13 protein-coding genes are annotated in these 13,847 nt (G+C 67.2%); 7 read left to right on the top strand and 6 right to left on the bottom strand.

What is annotated here, in order from left to right; all coding sequences use genetic code 11:
• Window positions 1–76: 76 nt before the first annotated feature.
• Window positions 77–580: a MarR family winged helix-turn-helix transcriptional regulator gene (locus O9344_RS14120; RefSeq protein WP_298478397.1), complete on the bottom strand. Its 504-nt coding sequence runs from the start codon at window positions 578–580 to the stop codon at window positions 77–79.
• 218 nt (window positions 581–798) lie between these two features.
• On the opposite strand from O9344_RS14120, the gene groES reads away from it, so the two are divergent.
• The 5 genes from groES to O9344_RS14095 all read left to right on the top strand — a co-directional run bounded on the left by groES (window position 799) and on the right by O9344_RS14095 (window position 6,644).
• Window positions 799–1,089 (top strand): co-chaperone GroES, encoded by a 291-nt coding sequence (gene groES / locus O9344_RS14115; RefSeq protein ID WP_108178450.1) that lies wholly within the window; start codon window positions 799–801, stop codon window positions 1,087–1,089.
• A gap of 55 nt (window positions 1,090–1,144) precedes the next feature.
• The gene (gene groL, locus O9344_RS14110) at window positions 1,145–2,782 is read left to right on the top strand and encodes a chaperonin GroEL (protein WP_298478393.1); all 1,638 of its coding nucleotides are present in this window, start codon (window positions 1,145–1,147) and stop codon (window positions 2,780–2,782) included.
• Between the two features lie 383 nt (window positions 2,783–3,165).
• Entirely contained in the window at window positions 3,166–4,290 is a 1,125-nt protein-coding gene (locus O9344_RS14105) for a TRAP transporter substrate-binding protein (RefSeq protein WP_298478391.1), read from the top strand.
• Window positions 4,291–4,386: 96 nt separating this feature from the next.
• Window positions 4,387–5,073 carry a TRAP transporter small permease subunit gene (locus tag O9344_RS14100; RefSeq protein ID WP_363321939.1) on the top strand — a complete coding sequence of 229 codons (687 nt, stop codon included), beginning with the start codon at window positions 4,387–4,389 and terminating at the stop codon, window positions 5,071–5,073.
• Window positions 5,073–6,644 (top strand): TRAP transporter large permease subunit, encoded by a 1,572-nt coding sequence (locus O9344_RS14095; protein WP_298478388.1) that lies wholly within the window; start codon window positions 5,073–5,075, stop codon window positions 6,642–6,644. Before O9344_RS14100 ends, O9344_RS14095 begins: the two co-directional genes overlap by 1 nt.
• Before the next feature lie 3 nt (window positions 6,645–6,647).
• Here O9344_RS14095 and O9344_RS14090 read toward each other — a convergent pair whose 3' ends face one another.
• From O9344_RS14090 to O9344_RS14075, 4 genes are all read right to left on the bottom strand, one after another.
• Window positions 6,648–7,370: an ABC transporter ATP-binding protein gene (locus O9344_RS14090; protein ID WP_298478386.1), complete on the bottom strand. Its 723-nt coding sequence runs from the start codon at window positions 7,368–7,370 to the stop codon at window positions 6,648–6,650.
• On the bottom strand, window positions 7,367–8,602 hold the full coding sequence (locus tag O9344_RS14085) for an ABC transporter permease (protein ID WP_298478383.1): 1,236 nt from the start codon (window positions 8,600–8,602) through the stop codon (window positions 7,367–7,369). Before O9344_RS14085 ends, O9344_RS14090 begins: the two co-directional genes overlap by 4 nt.
• Window positions 8,599–9,597, bottom strand: a complete 999-nt coding sequence (locus O9344_RS14080; RefSeq protein WP_298478380.1) for an efflux RND transporter periplasmic adaptor subunit — start codon at window positions 9,595–9,597, stop codon at window positions 8,599–8,601. Before O9344_RS14080 ends, O9344_RS14085 begins: the two co-directional genes overlap by 4 nt.
• A 104-nt stretch (window positions 9,598–9,701) precedes the next feature.
• Window positions 9,702–10,778 carry a site-specific DNA-methyltransferase gene (locus O9344_RS14075; protein WP_298478377.1) on the bottom strand — a complete coding sequence of 359 codons (1,077 nt, stop codon included), beginning with the start codon at window positions 10,776–10,778 and terminating at the stop codon, window positions 9,702–9,704.
• Between the two features lie 312 nt (window positions 10,779–11,090).
• Between O9344_RS14075 and O9344_RS14070 the strand changes: the two genes are divergently transcribed.
• Entirely contained in the window at window positions 11,091–11,990 is a 900-nt protein-coding gene (locus O9344_RS14070) for a neutral zinc metallopeptidase (RefSeq protein WP_298478374.1), read from the top strand.
• Between the two features lie 18 nt (window positions 11,991–12,008).
• Here O9344_RS14070 and O9344_RS14065 read toward each other — a convergent pair whose 3' ends face one another.
• The gene (locus O9344_RS14065; RefSeq protein WP_298478371.1) at window positions 12,009–12,674 is read right to left on the bottom strand and encodes a response regulator transcription factor; all 666 of its coding nucleotides are present in this window, start codon (window positions 12,672–12,674) and stop codon (window positions 12,009–12,011) included.
• A 329-nt stretch (window positions 12,675–13,003) separates the two neighbouring features.
• On the opposite strand from O9344_RS14065, the gene O9344_RS14060 reads away from it, so the two are divergent.
• Entirely contained in the window at window positions 13,004–13,834 is an 831-nt protein-coding gene (locus O9344_RS14060; protein WP_298478369.1) for a trypsin-like serine protease, read from the top strand.
• The last annotated feature ends 13 nt before the right edge of the window (window positions 13,835–13,847 follow it).

Here is a 13,847-nt window from a genome sequence, read left to right as displayed (position 1 = left end):
GGTCTCAGCGAAACCCGCCCTCGCTATGCCAGGCCGCCGCTTGGGAATGCGGGGAGCCTTAACACCCCGCTACCGCTCATAGCGGGCAAGTCTTGACGCTCCTTCGGATCGCCCTGAGACCCTCGCGGGTCCGCGTCCAGACCTCCTCGCCAACGGCTGCCTCCATCCGGCCGTGGGCGGCCTCCCACAGGGGAACCGCCGCGGCGAGCAGCGCCCCTCCGGCCTCGGTCAGCGCCGGGCGCACCGCGCGGCCCTGGCCGGAGGTCATCCCGACCAGGCCGGCCTGTTCGAGGCGCTTGAGGTTGCGCGTCATCGTGGTCCGGTCGAGGGCAAGCGCCTCCGACAACGCGGTGACCGAATTGCTGCTCGCGCCGGCAAGGCAGATGAGGATGTTGAACTGCGTCACCTCAAGGCCGAGAGGCGCCAGCGCCCGGTTATAGGCGCGGGTCACCACATGGGCCGTCATGCGGGTCTGGTAGCAGATGCAGGAGCGGCCGATGCGCTGCAGGGTCGCGGGATCGGGCAGCCCTTCGGCGGCGGGAGGCGCCGTTTCGGCCGAGGGGATGGTCGGTGACGTCATGGTGTCACGATCCGGTGCAATGGCGGGCGCGTCAAGGCGATATGGGGTGCCCGGCGCCGTTTACCATGCCGGGGCCAATTCTTGACTCTCCCGGGAGGGCCGACTATCTCCTACGCCAGCCGTTAGCAGTCACTTCGGTTGAGTGCTAACAGCGACGGCCCCCGGGGTCGTATCGATTTCCAGCGGCCCCAAGCGCCGCACTGCCAGGGACCTGATCCATGAAGTTCCGTCCGCTGCACGACCGCGTGGTCGTCCGTCGCCTCGAGAGCGAAGAGAAGACCAAGGGTGGCATCATCATCCCGGACACCGCCAAGGAGAAGCCGCAGGAGGGCGAGATCCTCGCCGTCGGTCCGGGCGGCCGTGACGAAGCCGGCAAGCTCGTTCCGCTCGACGTGAAGAAGGGCGACAAGGTGCTGTTCGGCAAGTGGTCCGGCACCGAGGTCAAGATCGACGGCGTCGACCTCCTCATCATGAAGGAGAGCGACATCATGGGCGTGATCGGCAAGTAAGCCGCACCGCTCCTCCGCCACCTCATTCCATTCATTCCGACAGGAGTTAGCCACAATGGCTGCCAAGGACGTGAAATTCGGCCAGGACGCGCGCGAAAAGATGCTGCGCGGCGTCGACATCCTCGCTGAGGCCGTGAAGGTCACGCTCGGCCCGAAGGGTCGCAACGTCGTCATCGAGAAGAGCTTCGGCGCCCCGCGCATCACCAAGGACGGCGTTACCGTCGCCAAGGAGATCGAGCTCGCCGACAAGTTCGAGAACATGGGCGCCCAGATGGTCCGTGAGGTCGCCTCCAAGACCAACGACCTCGGCGGCGACGGCACCACCACCGCCACCGTTCTCGCCCAGGCCATCGTGAAGGAAGGCGCCAAGTTCGTCGCCGCCGGCATGAACCCGATGGATCTGAAGCGTGGCGTCGACATCGCCGTGCTCGAGGTCGTGAAGGCTCTCGAGAAGTCGGCCAAGAAGGTGAAGTCCTCGGCTGAGGTCGCCCAGGTCGGCACCATCTCCGCCAACGGCGACGCGCTGATCGGCGAGATGATCGCCAACGCCATGCAGAAGGTCGGCAACGAGGGTGTCATCACCGTCGAGGAAGCCAAGTCGCTGGACACCGAGGTGGACATCGTCGAGGGCATGCAGTTCGACCGCGGCTACCTCTCGCCCTACTTCATCACCAACGCCGACAAGATGATCGCGGATCTCGAGGACGCCTACATCCTCATCCACGAGAAGAAGCTCGCCGGCCTCCAGGCGATGCTCCCGGTCCTCGAGGCCGTGGTGCAGACCGGCAAGCCGCTGGTCATCGTCGCCGAGGACGTCGAGGGTGAGGCTCTCGCCACGCTCGTCGTCAACAAGCTGCGTGGTGGACTGAAGGTTGCCGCCGTGAAGGCTCCGGGCTTCGGCGATCGCCGCAAGGCCATGCTGGAGGACATCGCCATCCTGACCGGTGGCCAGGTCATCTCCGAAGACCTCGGCATCAAGCTTGAGAGCGTGACCCTCGCCATGCTCGGCCGCGCCAAGAAGGTGCTGATCGAGAAGGAGAAGACCACGGTCGTCGACGGCGCCGGCAAGAAGAAGGACATCGAGGCCCGCATCGGCCAGATCAAGGCGCAGATCGAGGAGACCACCTCGGACTATGACCGCGAGAAGCTCCAGGAGCGCCTGGCGAAGCTCGCTGGTGGCGTCGCCGTGATCAAGGTCGGCGGCTCGACCGAGATCGAGGTGAAGGAGAAGAAGGACCGCGTTGACGACGCTCTCAACGCGACCCGCGCTGCCGTCCTCGAGGGCATCGTCCCCGGTGGTGGCATCGCCCTCCTGCGCGCCAAGGCCGCTGTCGCCAAGCTGAAGTCGGACAATGCCGACGTTCAGGCCGGCATCAACATCGTCCTGAAGGCCATCGAGGCTCCGATCCGCCAGATCGCCGAGAACGCCGGTGTCGAGGGCTCGATCGTCGTCGGCAAGGTGCTGGAGAACAAGTCCGCCACCTTCGGCTTCAACGCCCAGACCGAAGAGTATGTGGACATGTTCGAGGCCGGCATCGTCGACCCGATGAAGGTCGTCCGCACCGCCCTCCAGAACGCCGCTTCGGTGTCCTCGCTGCTCATCACCACCGGTGCCATGATCGCCGAGGCCCCGAAGAAGGACGCTCCCGCTCCGGCCATGCCGGGCGGCGGCATGGGCGGCATGGACTTCTGATCCAGCCAACCAGGCTCAGCTTAAGGAAGGGGCGCCGCGAGGCGCCCCTTTTCGTTGGGCCAGCCCATGCCTTCAAGTGACGCGAGCCGGGCAAGCCCGGCGCGCGTGGGCGGCATGGACGTCTGATCCAGCCAACCAGGCTCAGCTTAAGGAAGGGGCGCCGCGAGGCGCCCCTTTTCGTTTCGGATAGGCGGACTCAGCGTCACGCAGGACGACGTCAAAGTCCCTTCCGTCACGCATTGGCAAAGATCCTGTGCCGCCAAGGCACAGATTCCACGCCCCTGCGGCATCTCCCCCCCTTGACCTTCGGGGTACGTGACCCACTGTAGGCGAGAGCGACAAAGAGCCTGAACGGGCCTGCCCCGTCGCCAGAGGAGACGTCCATGACAGAAGGAACCGCTTCGGCCTCGCCGAAGTCCGACCGCCGCCGCTTTCTTGCCCTCGCCGGCGCCACTGCCGCGGCCACGGTTGCCGCCCCGGCCGTGTCGAACGCCCAGACGATGACCCTGCGCTTCCAGTCCACCTGGCCGCAGCGCGACATCTTCCACGAGTTCTGCAACGACTACGCCGCCCGCGTGAACGCCCTGTCGGGCGGCCGCCTGCGCCTTGAGGTTCTGGCTTCCGGCGCCGTCGTGCCCGCCTTCCAGCTGCAGGACGCCGTCCATGCCGGCATCCTCGACGGCGGCCACGGCGTCACCGCCTACTGGTTCGGCAAGAACAAGGCCTATTCGCTGTTCGGCACCCCGCCGGCCTATGGTTGGGACGCCCACAACTTCCTCGCCTGGATGAACTATGGCGGCGGCTACGACCTCTACAACGAGCTCGTGACCCAGATCACCCGCGTCAATGTCGTCGGCTTCCTCACCGGCCCGATGCCCTGCCAGCCGCTCGGCTGGTTCAAGCGCGAGCTGACACAGGCCAGCGACCTGCGCGGCCTGAAGTACCGCACCGTGGGCCTCGCCGCCGACCTGTTCAACGAGCTCGGCTCGGCCGTCACCATCCTCGCCGGCGGCGAGATCGTGCCGGCGCTGGAGCGCGGCCTGATCGACGGCGCCGAGTTCAACAACCCGACCTCGGACTCGATCCTCGGCTTCCCGGACGTCTCCAAGACCTACATGCTGCAGAGCTATCACCAGTCGGCCGAGGCCTTCGAGGTGATCTTCAACAAGGGCAAGTTCGACGCGATGAGCGCCGAGCAGAAGGCGATCCTGAAGTTCGCTGCCGAGTCCGCCTCCTCCGACATGTACTGGAAGGCGCTCGACCGCTACTCCAAGGACCTCGCCGCCCTGCGCGGCCGCGGCGTCAACATCATCAAGACGCCGGACGCGATCCTCAAGGCTCAGCTCGAGGCCTGGGATCGTGTCGTCGCCCGCCTGTCGGCCGAGAACCCCTTCTTCAAGAAGGTCATCGACAGCCAGCGCGCCTGGGCCCAGCGGACCGTCGGCTACGAGCGCATCAACACGCCCTCGCGCGAGATGTCCTACACCCACTTCTTCGGCGGCTCCTGAGCCTCGCCGACAAGGAAGGCGGCGGCACCCCCGCCGCCTTCCTGCAGTTCACGGCGGCTTCGGCCGCCTTTGTCGTGACGTGCCTGGACATTTCTCATGGCGCCAAATCCGCTGTTTCTCTCGCTGCTGCTCGGCGCCTATGCGTTGACCATCGCCGCCATCCTCGTGGTGATGTTTCGCCGCACGACCAAGGACCGCCTGATGGCGTTGCTCCTGTCGGTCGACGAGGTCTCGACCTTCATCGGCAAGGCCGGTGCCTGGGCCATCGTCGCCCTGACACTGGCCATCTGCTACGAGGTCTTCGCCCGCTACATCCTGCAGTCGCCGACCTCCTGGGCCTTCGACGTGAGCTACATGCTCTACGGCGTGCTCTTCCTGCTGGCCGGCCCCTACGCCCTCGCCCGCAACGGCCATGTGCGCGGTGACTTCCTCTATCGCGAGTGGAACCCGGTCACCCAGGCGCGGCTCGACCTCGTCCTCTACTTCGTCTTCTTCTTCCCTGGCATCCTCGCCCTCTGCTACGCCGGCTTCACCTTCGCGAACTTCTCCTGGTTCATCTTCGAGCGCTCGGCCAACTCGCCGAACGGACCCTATGTGTTCCCGTTCAAGTCGCTCATCCCGCTGGTCGGCGGGCTCATGGTGATCCAGGGCGCGTCGGAAGTGGTGCGCTGCGTGCTCTGCCTGCGCACCGGCGAGTGGCCGCAGCGCCTCCACGACGTGGAGGAGACCGAGAAGATCATTCTGGAACAGGCCGAGGCGGCCAAGGCAAAAGGAGCCGCCTGATGTTCGGCATCACCATCGGCAATCCGGAACTGGGGGTGCTCATGCTCCTCCTGTTCGTGGTCTTCATCATGCTCGGCTTCCCCATCGCCTTCACGCTGATGGCCCTAGGAGTCATGTTCGGCTACATGGCACAGGGCGACATCGTCTTCGCCCTCGTTGTCCAGCGCACCTATTCGGTGATGACCAACGACGTGCTGGTCGCCATCCCGCTCTTCATCTTCATGGGCTACATCATCGAGCGGGCGAACATCCTCGACAGGCTGTTCAACTCGGTGCAGCTCGCCATCGGTGGCCTGCCCGGCTCGCTCGCCGTCACCACCCTCGTCACCTGCACCATCTTTGCCACCGCCACCGGCATCGTCGGCGCGGTGGTGACGCTGATGGGCCTGCTCGCCTTCCCGGCCATGCTGCGCGCCGGCTATGACGAGCGCCTCTCGGCGGGCGTGGTCTGCGCCGGCGGCTGTCTCGGCATCCTCATCCCGCCGAGCGTCATGCTCATCCTCTACGGCGCGACGGCGGGCGTCTCGGTGCCGAAGCTCTATGCCGGCGCCTTCCTGCCGGGCCTGCTGCTCGCCAGCCTCTACATGGTCTATGTCATCATCCGCTGCATGCTGAACCCGTCGCTGGCTCCCAAGCTGCCGAAGGAACAGCGCATGCCGCTCGGCTTCGACTTCGACAAGGACAAGATGGCCCTGGTGAAGTACGTGGCCATCATCCTGCTGGCCATCCCGGTGGCCTATGCGGTGATCTACGGCCTCGAATGGATGCTGAACATGATCCGCATCCTGACGACGCCGGCCGGCATGCCGCTGCGCGAGATCGACTATTCGGTCCCGGACAAGCTGCCCCACGTGATCCTCGGCGCCGGCGCCATCGGCTTCGTGCTGCTCTTGATCCTCGGCAAGGCGGTGTTCAAGGAGCTCGCCCGCAGCTTCTTCCCCCTCACCATGTTGATCCTCTCGGTCCTCGGCGCCATCTTCTTCGGCATCGCGACGCCGACGGAAGCCGCCGCCGTCGGTGCCATGGGCTCGGTGATCCTGGCGGCGGCCTACAAGTCCATCAGCTTCGACAAGCTGAAGGAATCGGTGTTCCTCACCGCCCGCACCTCCGCCATGGTCTGCTGGCTCTTCGTCGGCTCCTTCATCTTCTCGTCGATCTTCGCCATCCTCGGCGGTCACGAGCCGATCAAGGCCTTCGTGGCCATGCTGAACCTGTCGCCGACCATGTTCATGATCCTGGCGCAGGTGATCATCTTCATCCTTGGCTGGCCGCTGGAATGGACCGAGATCATTGTGATCTTCGTGCCGATCTTCCTGCCGCTGCTGGAGACGTTCAAGATCGACCCGCTGTTCTTTGGCATCCTCATCGCCCTGAACATCCAGACGTCGTTCCTGTCGCCGCCCGTGGCCATGGCGCCCTTCTACCTGAAGGGCGTGGCGCCGCCGCACGTGACGATCAACCAGATCTTCTCGGGTGTGATGCCGTTCATCGTCATCGTGGTGGGCTGCATGGTGGTGGTCTACACATTCCCCGGCATCGCCCTCTGGCTGCCGAGCGTGCTCTACCGCTGATGATCAACCGCCCGTCGCGGGGACACCTGCGACGGGCGCCTGGCGCTGATCCGAGACGATCCGTCCGTCGACGAGGTGCACGCGGCGGTCCATGCGTTCGGCGAGTTCCATCGCATGGGTGACGGCGACCACGGTGCGCCCGTCCCTGTCGACGAGATCGCGCAGGATCTGGAACACCTGCTCCGAGGATTTGGAATCGAGGCTCCCCGTCGGCTCGTCGGCGAGGATCACCGGCGGATCGTTGGCGAGCGCCCGGGCAACTGCAACGCGCTGGCGCTGGCCGCCGGAGAGCTGGTCGGGCCGCTTGGCGAGATGGTCCTCGAGCCCGAGCGAACTGAGCAGCCCCTCCGCCCGCTCCTTCATCTGCCCCATCGACAATTTGCCGAGCGCCCGCATGGGCAGCATCACGTTCTGCGTCGTGGTGAATTCCGGCAGCAGGAAATGGAACTGGAAGATGAAGCCGAGCGTGGCGAGCCGCGCCGCCGCCCGTTCGGTGTCGTCGAAATCCGTGGTGTCCCGGCCCTCGACCAGCACAGCACCGGAGGTCGGCACATCGAGCAGGCCGAGCAGGTAGAGCAGGCTCGACTTGCCGGAGCCCGATGGACCGGTGATCGCGACGAACTCGCGCTCGCCGATGGCAAGGTCGATGTCGGCCACCAGCGTCACCGGCACGATGCCGTCGAGGATGCGGGTCGCCTTGCGCGCCTCGATGATGGTCCGGCTCATGTCGCCCCCCGGATGATCTCGACGGGATGGAGGCGGGCGGCCTTGCGGGCGGGGAAATAGCCGGCGATCGCCGAGGAGGCGAGCGCCACTCCGCCGGCGATGAGGTAGTGCAGCGGCGCGACCACCAGCGGCAGGTGGGTGGAATCGGTGAAGCCGGTGCGGATCTCCACCATCAGCATGGCCTGGGTCAGTGCGAAGCCGAGCACCGCGCCGCCGAGCGCCCCGGCAAGCCCGATGGCGAGGCCCTCGAGGATGAAGATGCGCCTGACCGTCGACTGGCTGAGGCCCAGCGACTTCATGATGGCGATGTCGCGGCTTTTCTCGAAGGTGATGGTCGAGATGATGTTGTAGGTGCCGAAGGAGGCCACCAGCAGGATGGCGCCGACCACCGTGTACATGATGATGTTGCGGATGACGAAGGCGGACATCAGGTCCTCGTTCGCCTCCTGCCAGGACACGGTCTTGAGGCCGGTATCGGCGATGATGCGGTCCGCCACCGCCCGCGAGGCCATGGGGTCGTTCAGGCGAATGCGGATCTCGTTGATGAGGCCGGTCTGCTCGGAGAGCACCTGCGCCGTCTTGATGAGGACATAGGACGTACCCTCGTCCACCGTGCGCACGCCGGAGCGGAAGATGCCGACCACCTGGCCGGTCATCACCTTGCCGGTGCCGGCGGACATGGAAATGTTCGAGCCGATGCGCGCGCCGAGCTTCTCCGCCAGCCGGTCGCCGAGGATGATGGCATTGGTGGCGCGGTAGAGGGCTGGCATGGAGCCCTGCTTCATCTGGGTCACCAGCTGCGAGACGCGCGGCTCGCGCTGCGGATCGATGCCGACGATGACAGAGGCGACGTCCTTGCCGCCATAGCGCAGGATGCCCCGGGCCTGCACCGAGGGCGTCACCGCGCCCGGCACCCAGCTCTCCAGCGCGGCGATGGTGGCGATGGGATTGTTGATGCCCCGCCGCCGCGTCGCAGGGGTCAGGCCGCGGATCTGCGCCGCATCGAAGGCCTCCTCGGCGGGCTGGCGCGGCGGTTCGCGCCGCTCATCGTTGATCGACACATGCGGCATGGCATTGACGAGGGTGCGGACGAAATCCTCCTGCGAGCCCTGCATCAGCGCCGCCATCATGATGGAGAAGCCGACGCCAATGGCAACGCCCGCCACCGCGACGACGGTCTGCCGGAGACGGGCGGCGATATGTGTCCAGGCAATGTCGAGGACGAGGTTCACGGCGCGGCGCGCACATGTTCGCCGCCGCGCCAGCGCGCCTCGGCGGGAACGGCGATCCGCTCGCCCTCGGCGATGCCGGAGCGGATCTCGGTCAGGCGGGTGCCGCGGATGCCCGCCTCCACCGGCTTGCGGACGATCCGCCCGTTGGCGACGGTGAAGACCGCGCCGCCGATCACCGCCTCGTTCGGCACCAGCAGCACGTTCTTGGCCTCGCGCGCGATGATGTTCGCCTCCACCGACATGCCGAAATGCAGCGGCGTGTCGTCGGGCAGCGCGATGCGGATGCGGAAGGTCTTGGTGGTCGTGTCGCCCATCGGCGTGATGTCGCGCACATGGCCGTCGAGCGCCCGGTCCTTGAAGGCGTCGGTGCGCAGCAGCACCGCCTGCCCCACCTTCACCCGCGGGATGTCCTCCTCGGCGACGTCGGCGGTGACCTGCAGCGGCCGCGGATCTCCGACCCGGAACAGGATCTGGCCGACATCGGCGATCTCGCCGACCTCGCCGTCCTGCCGCAGCACGATGCCGGCGCGCGGGGCGAGGATCTGGTAATTGCCCAGCCGCTCCGTGGTGGCGGCGATGAGGGCGCGGATCTGGGCAAGGTCGGCGATGGCCTTGTCATAGGCCTGCTGCGTGGCAACGCCGCGCTGAAGGAGCTGGCTCACCCGGTCGACCTCGCGCTGGACGAGCGCCTGGCGGGCCTGCTGCTCGGCGAGATTGGCGCGCACTTCGCGGTCGTCGAGGCGGGCGAGCATGTCGCCCTCCTTCACGGCGCGGCCCTCGCAGGCGCAATGCTCGACGATGCGCTCGCGCGCCATGGAGGCCATCTTGGCCCAGCGCACCGGCTCGACCACCCCCGTCGCATAGACGATCTCGGCAGCGGTGCCGCGGCCAACCGCCTGCGTCTGCACCTCCGGCCCACGGCCATAGCGCCACCACAGCGCGCCGCCGCCGGCGAGGAGGAGGACGACAAGAACGATCCAGGAGCGCAGCTTCATCGCCAGCCTTTCGCGATGTGACCATCGCCAGCTAGCAGTCCTTATAGACCCCCGCCTTGATCGGCGTCATGCCGCATCTCGGCGACAGGGTGGCGCGGCAGGAATCAGCCGACGCCCATCTCCTCGCGGATACGCGCCCGCAGGGCGTCGATCGGCGACAGGCGGCCATTGTCGTTGACGTGCCAGAAGGTCCAGCCGTTGCAGGCCTGGGCGCCCTGCACGAGTGCGCCGATCTTGTGGATCGAGCCGACCTGGGGCCCCGCCATCAGCGCGCCGTCGGCCCGCACGATGGCCTGATAGCGGCGCTTCTCGTCGGTCAGCACCGTGCCCGGCGAGATCATGCCGCGCTCGACCAGCGAGGCGAAGGCGACGCGCGGCGCCTCGCGCGCGGTGGTGAAGGTGGCGAGCGAGGCCTCCTCCAGCGGTTCCACGGAAAGAATGCGCGCCTCGGCCGCTCTCGCATAGGCGGGATCGCGTTCGATCCCGATGAACCGGCGGCCGAGGCGCTTGGCAACGGCCCCGGTGGTCCCGGAGCCGAAGAACGGATCGAGGACGGTGTCCCCGGGTTTGGAGGAAGCGAGGAGCACGCGCGCCAACAGCGCCTCCGGCTTCTGGGTCGGGTGGACCTTGCGGCCCGCATCATCCTTCAGGCGCTCTTCGCCGGTGCAGAGCGGCAGGAACCAGTCCGAGCGGACCTGGACATCCTCGTTGCCGGCCTTCAGCGCCTCGTAGTTGAAGGTGTAGCGCGCCTTGGCGTCGCGCGAAGCCCAGATCAGCGTCTCGTGGGCATTGGTGAATCGCCGGCCGCGGAAGTTCGGCATCGGGTTCGCTTTGCGCCAGATGACGTCGTTGAGGACCCAGAAGCCGAGGTCCTGCAGCACCGTGCCGACGCGGAAAATGTTGTGATAGGAGCCGATGACCCAGAGCGAACCGTCCGGCTTCAGCACGCGGCGCGCGGCGGTGAGCCAGGCGCGGGTGAAGGCGTCATAGGCGGCAAAGCTCTCGAACTGGTCCCACTCGTCGTTGACCGCGTCCACCCGGCTGTCATCGGGCCGGTGCAGCTCGCCCTGGAGCTGCAGATTGTAGGGCGGATCGGCGAAGACCAGATCGACGGAGGCCGGCGGAAGGGCCTCCATCGCGGCGATGCAATCGCCAAGGATGATGCGGCCGGCAAGACCCATCCCCTGGTCGGGGACGAGCGACGGCGAACGGACGGCCCGTACGCGAGCACCAGATCGGGCAGTTCCGTTCGTCGTCGGCATGAGGCGGCACTCGATACGCAAAACTAAGGTGTCGCAACGCCAGGCGAGACTGGAGCCGGCACGGTAAATGTATGCTTAAGTTACTGACGACAACTGCGGTTTTTTCTGTCACCGAAAGGTAAACCCGGCGTCCCGCGAAAGGTGAACGAGGTGTGAAACCAGCGTCCCGCCCACGAGTTGCACCTGTCGTGACGCCGCGTCATGATCGCCGGAGGCAGGGAGTTTCGTGCCATGCGTTGGGAAGATCTGCGCCGTTCGGAGAACATCGAGGACCGCCGCGGTGGTGGCGGTGGCGGCGCGGTGCCGGGAGGCCCTGCCGGCATCGGCATCGGCGGCATGATCATCGTCGGCCTGATCTCCTACGTGACCGGCATCAACCCGGCGATCCTCATCGGCGGCTATGATGCGGTGACGCGCGGCAGCCAGCGGCAGGTGGAGCAGCAGGCGCCGCAGCGCCAGGGCCGCCCCTCCGACCAGATGGGCGATTTCGTCGCTGCCGTTCTCGGCTCCACCGAGGATGCCTGGCAGAAGATCTTCCAGGAGGCCGGCCGCCGCTACCAGGCGCCGGGCCTCGTCATGTTCAACGCCCGCACCCGGTCGGGCTGCGGTGCGGCGCAGTCGGAGATGGGCCCGTTCTATTGCCCGAACGACAAGAAGGTCTATCTCGACACAGCCTTCTTCCAGGAGCTGCAGACCCGCTTCCGCGGCTGCTCCGGCCCCGACACGGCCTGCCGCTTCGCCTATGCCTATGTGGTTGCCCACGAGGTCGGCCATCACGTGCAGAATCTGATGGGCGTCCTGCCGCGGGTGCAACAGGCCCAGCGCGCCGCCAGCAGCGAGGCCGAGTCCAACGCCATGCAGGTGCGCGTCGAGCTCCAGGCCGATTGCTTCGCCGGCGTCTGGGCCTTCCACACGCAGCAGCAGATCCGCCTTGAGGAGGCGGATGTCCGCGCCGCCATGCAGACCGCCGCCGCCATCGGCGACGACATGCTGCAGCGCCGCTCGCAGGGCTATGTGGTGCCCGACAGCTTCACCCACGGCACCTCGGCGCAGCGCCAGCGCTGGTTCATGACGGGGCTGCGCAGCGGCCAGATCGCCGCATGCAACACGTTCCGGGCAGCGCAATTGTGAGGGGAGACGGCGGGCGCCTCACCCGTTGAGGGCCTGCCCCGGCCAGCCGTCGGCGGCGATCTTGGAAGCGGCGATGACGGCTTGCGTGCGGCTGTCGACGCCGAGCTTGGTCAGGATCGCCGAGACATGGGCCTTCACCGTCGCCTCGGAGACCGAGAGCTCGTAGGCGATCTGCTTGTTGAGCAGGCCTTCTGACAGCATCATCAGCACCCGGACCTGCTGCGGCGTGAGGCTGGCGAGCCGCGCGGCGAGCTTGGCGCTCTCCGAATCCCGGCTCTGCGACAGGTCGATGTCCGGCGGCACATAGCTGCCGCCGTCCAGCACGACCTGGATGGCCTGGCGCATCTCGTCGATGCCGAGCGTCTTGCGGATGAAGCCGGAGGCGCCGAACTCGAAGCAGCGGCGGATCACATCTGGGTCCTCGGTGGCCGAGACGATGACCACCGGCACGCCGGGATGCTGGGCGCGCAGGTACATCAGGCCGGAAAAGCCCTTCACGCCGGGCATGGCGAGGTCGAGCAGCACGAGATCAACGTCCGGGTCGGCCCCGACGATCTCCGACATGGTGGCAAAGCTGCCAGCCTCGGCGATGGTCATGGCATGCGGCAGGCCCGAAACCGCCTCGCGCAGGGCCCCGCGAAACAGCGGATGGTCGTCTGCGATGACGATGCGATAGGTTGCCATTGCGGTGTCCACGCCGCGCCCCCCGGTTTCCTCGTCCGTCGGCATTCTGTCGCGCCGATCGGGCGAATTGTCGCGCCTTGACGCCGCCAAGACAAGGCCAAGAGCGCCGGCTCTTCAAAATTACCCCTGTGCCCGGCCGAAAGTCTGATCCGTCCCTCGGTCGAAGGAGGGAGACGCCGCTTCGTCGCGAAAAACGTGCGGCCGGCGCACCGGGGCGATTGACAGGCGAGACACCGGGCGTTCTGCTGCTTGGGGTGACAGGCCGGACGTGTGGGGGGCGCGGTCGGACGCATGTGATCAGAGCGAGGTTGTTCATGGCGAGGATGTTCATGAAACGACGCGACGACAGGCACGGCGCCCCGCGGCGCGCCGCGACGGTGATCCTCGCCGCCGCCCTCATGCTGCCCCTGATCGGGATCGGCGATGCCGGCGCGGTCATGCGCGGCGAACCGGCCCGTGATCCCAACGGCACTCGCCGGTCCACGGTTCTCATCGAGACGCCCGAGGGCATCTGCACCGGCGCCATCGTCGGCCCCGACCTCGTGCTCACCGCCGCCCACTGCGTCTCGGCGCGTGGCCGCTACCGCGTGCGTTATCTCGATCGCTCCTTCCGCCGCCAGAATGTCGCGGTGGCGCGCACCGCCGCCCATCCGGGCTTCGACCCGAGCCACGGCTTCGCCTCCGACGATGTCGGCCTGATCCAGGTTGCCCGCCCCTTCGGTGCGGATATCCGCCCGGCAGCACTGCCCTCCGGCTCCTGGGGCGTCGGCTGGTTCGCCGGCGGCGGAACGGGCGAGGAACTTCTCATCGCCGGGTTCGGCTCGACCGAACGGTCCCGCGCCCGTGACGGCGTGCTGCGCGAGGCCCTGATGCGCACCGCCAGCCCCAGCGTCCCCGGCCGTGGCTTTGCCGGCCTCACCGGCGAGGACGCCCAGCAGAGGCCAGGCATGTGCGTCGGCGATTCCGGCGGGCCGGTCTACCGCCGGTCGGGCCGCGGCTTCCTCGTCGTCGGCGTCCTCAAGGGCGGCACGACGGATCCGGGGCGCGAATGCACCTCGTCACCGGTCTATGTGCCGCTGCGCGACTATGTCGGCTGGATCCGCCAGACGGCGGCCGGCTGGAACGCCCCGCTCGGCACGCCTGTCGAGATGCGGCAGTAATGCGGGCGGCGGC

The sequence above is a fragment of the Phreatobacter sp. genome (assembly GCF_027532945.1).
In the GTDB taxonomy this organism is placed as follows: Bacteria; Pseudomonadota; Alphaproteobacteria; order Rhizobiales; family Phreatobacteraceae; genus Phreatobacter.
This window is presented reverse-complemented; position numbering and strand designations above follow the sequence as displayed.

Excerpts from the sequence above, each read along its gene's own strand:
- O9344_RS14065 (WP_298478371.1), bottom strand. The coding sequence starts at position 12,674 with ATGGCAACCTATCGCATCGTCATCGCAGACGACCATCCGCTGTTTCGC.
- groL (WP_298478393.1), top strand. The coding sequence starts at position 1,145 with ATGGCTGCCAAGGACGTGAAATTCGGCCAGGACGCGCGCGAAAAGATG.
- O9344_RS14060 (WP_298478369.1), top strand. The coding sequence starts at position 13,004 with ATGAAACGACGCGACGACAGGCACGGCGCCCCGCGGCGCGCCGCGACG.
- O9344_RS14090 (WP_298478386.1), bottom strand. The coding sequence starts at position 7,370 with ATGAGCCGGACCATCATCGAGGCGCGCAAGGCGACCCGCATCCTCGAC.
- O9344_RS14070 (WP_298478374.1), top strand. The coding sequence starts at position 11,091 with ATGCGTTGGGAAGATCTGCGCCGTTCGGAGAACATCGAGGACCGCCGC.
- O9344_RS14075 (WP_298478377.1), bottom strand. The coding sequence starts at position 10,778 with ATGGGTCTTGCCGGCCGCATCATCCTTGGCGATTGCATCGCCGCGATG.
- O9344_RS14100 (WP_363321939.1), top strand. The coding sequence starts at position 4,387 with ATGGCGCCAAATCCGCTGTTTCTCTCGCTGCTGCTCGGCGCCTATGCG.
- O9344_RS14120 (WP_298478397.1), bottom strand. The coding sequence starts at position 580 with ATGACGTCACCGACCATCCCCTCGGCCGAAACGGCGCCTCCCGCCGCC.
- O9344_RS14080 (WP_298478380.1), bottom strand. The coding sequence starts at position 9,597 with ATGAAGCTGCGCTCCTGGATCGTTCTTGTCGTCCTCCTCCTCGCCGGC.
- groES (WP_108178450.1), top strand. The coding sequence starts at position 799 with ATGAAGTTCCGTCCGCTGCACGACCGCGTGGTCGTCCGTCGCCTCGAG.
- O9344_RS14095 (WP_298478388.1), top strand. The coding sequence starts at position 5,073 with ATGTTCGGCATCACCATCGGCAATCCGGAACTGGGGGTGCTCATGCTC.
- O9344_RS14105 (WP_298478391.1), top strand. The coding sequence starts at position 3,166 with ATGACAGAAGGAACCGCTTCGGCCTCGCCGAAGTCCGACCGCCGCCGC.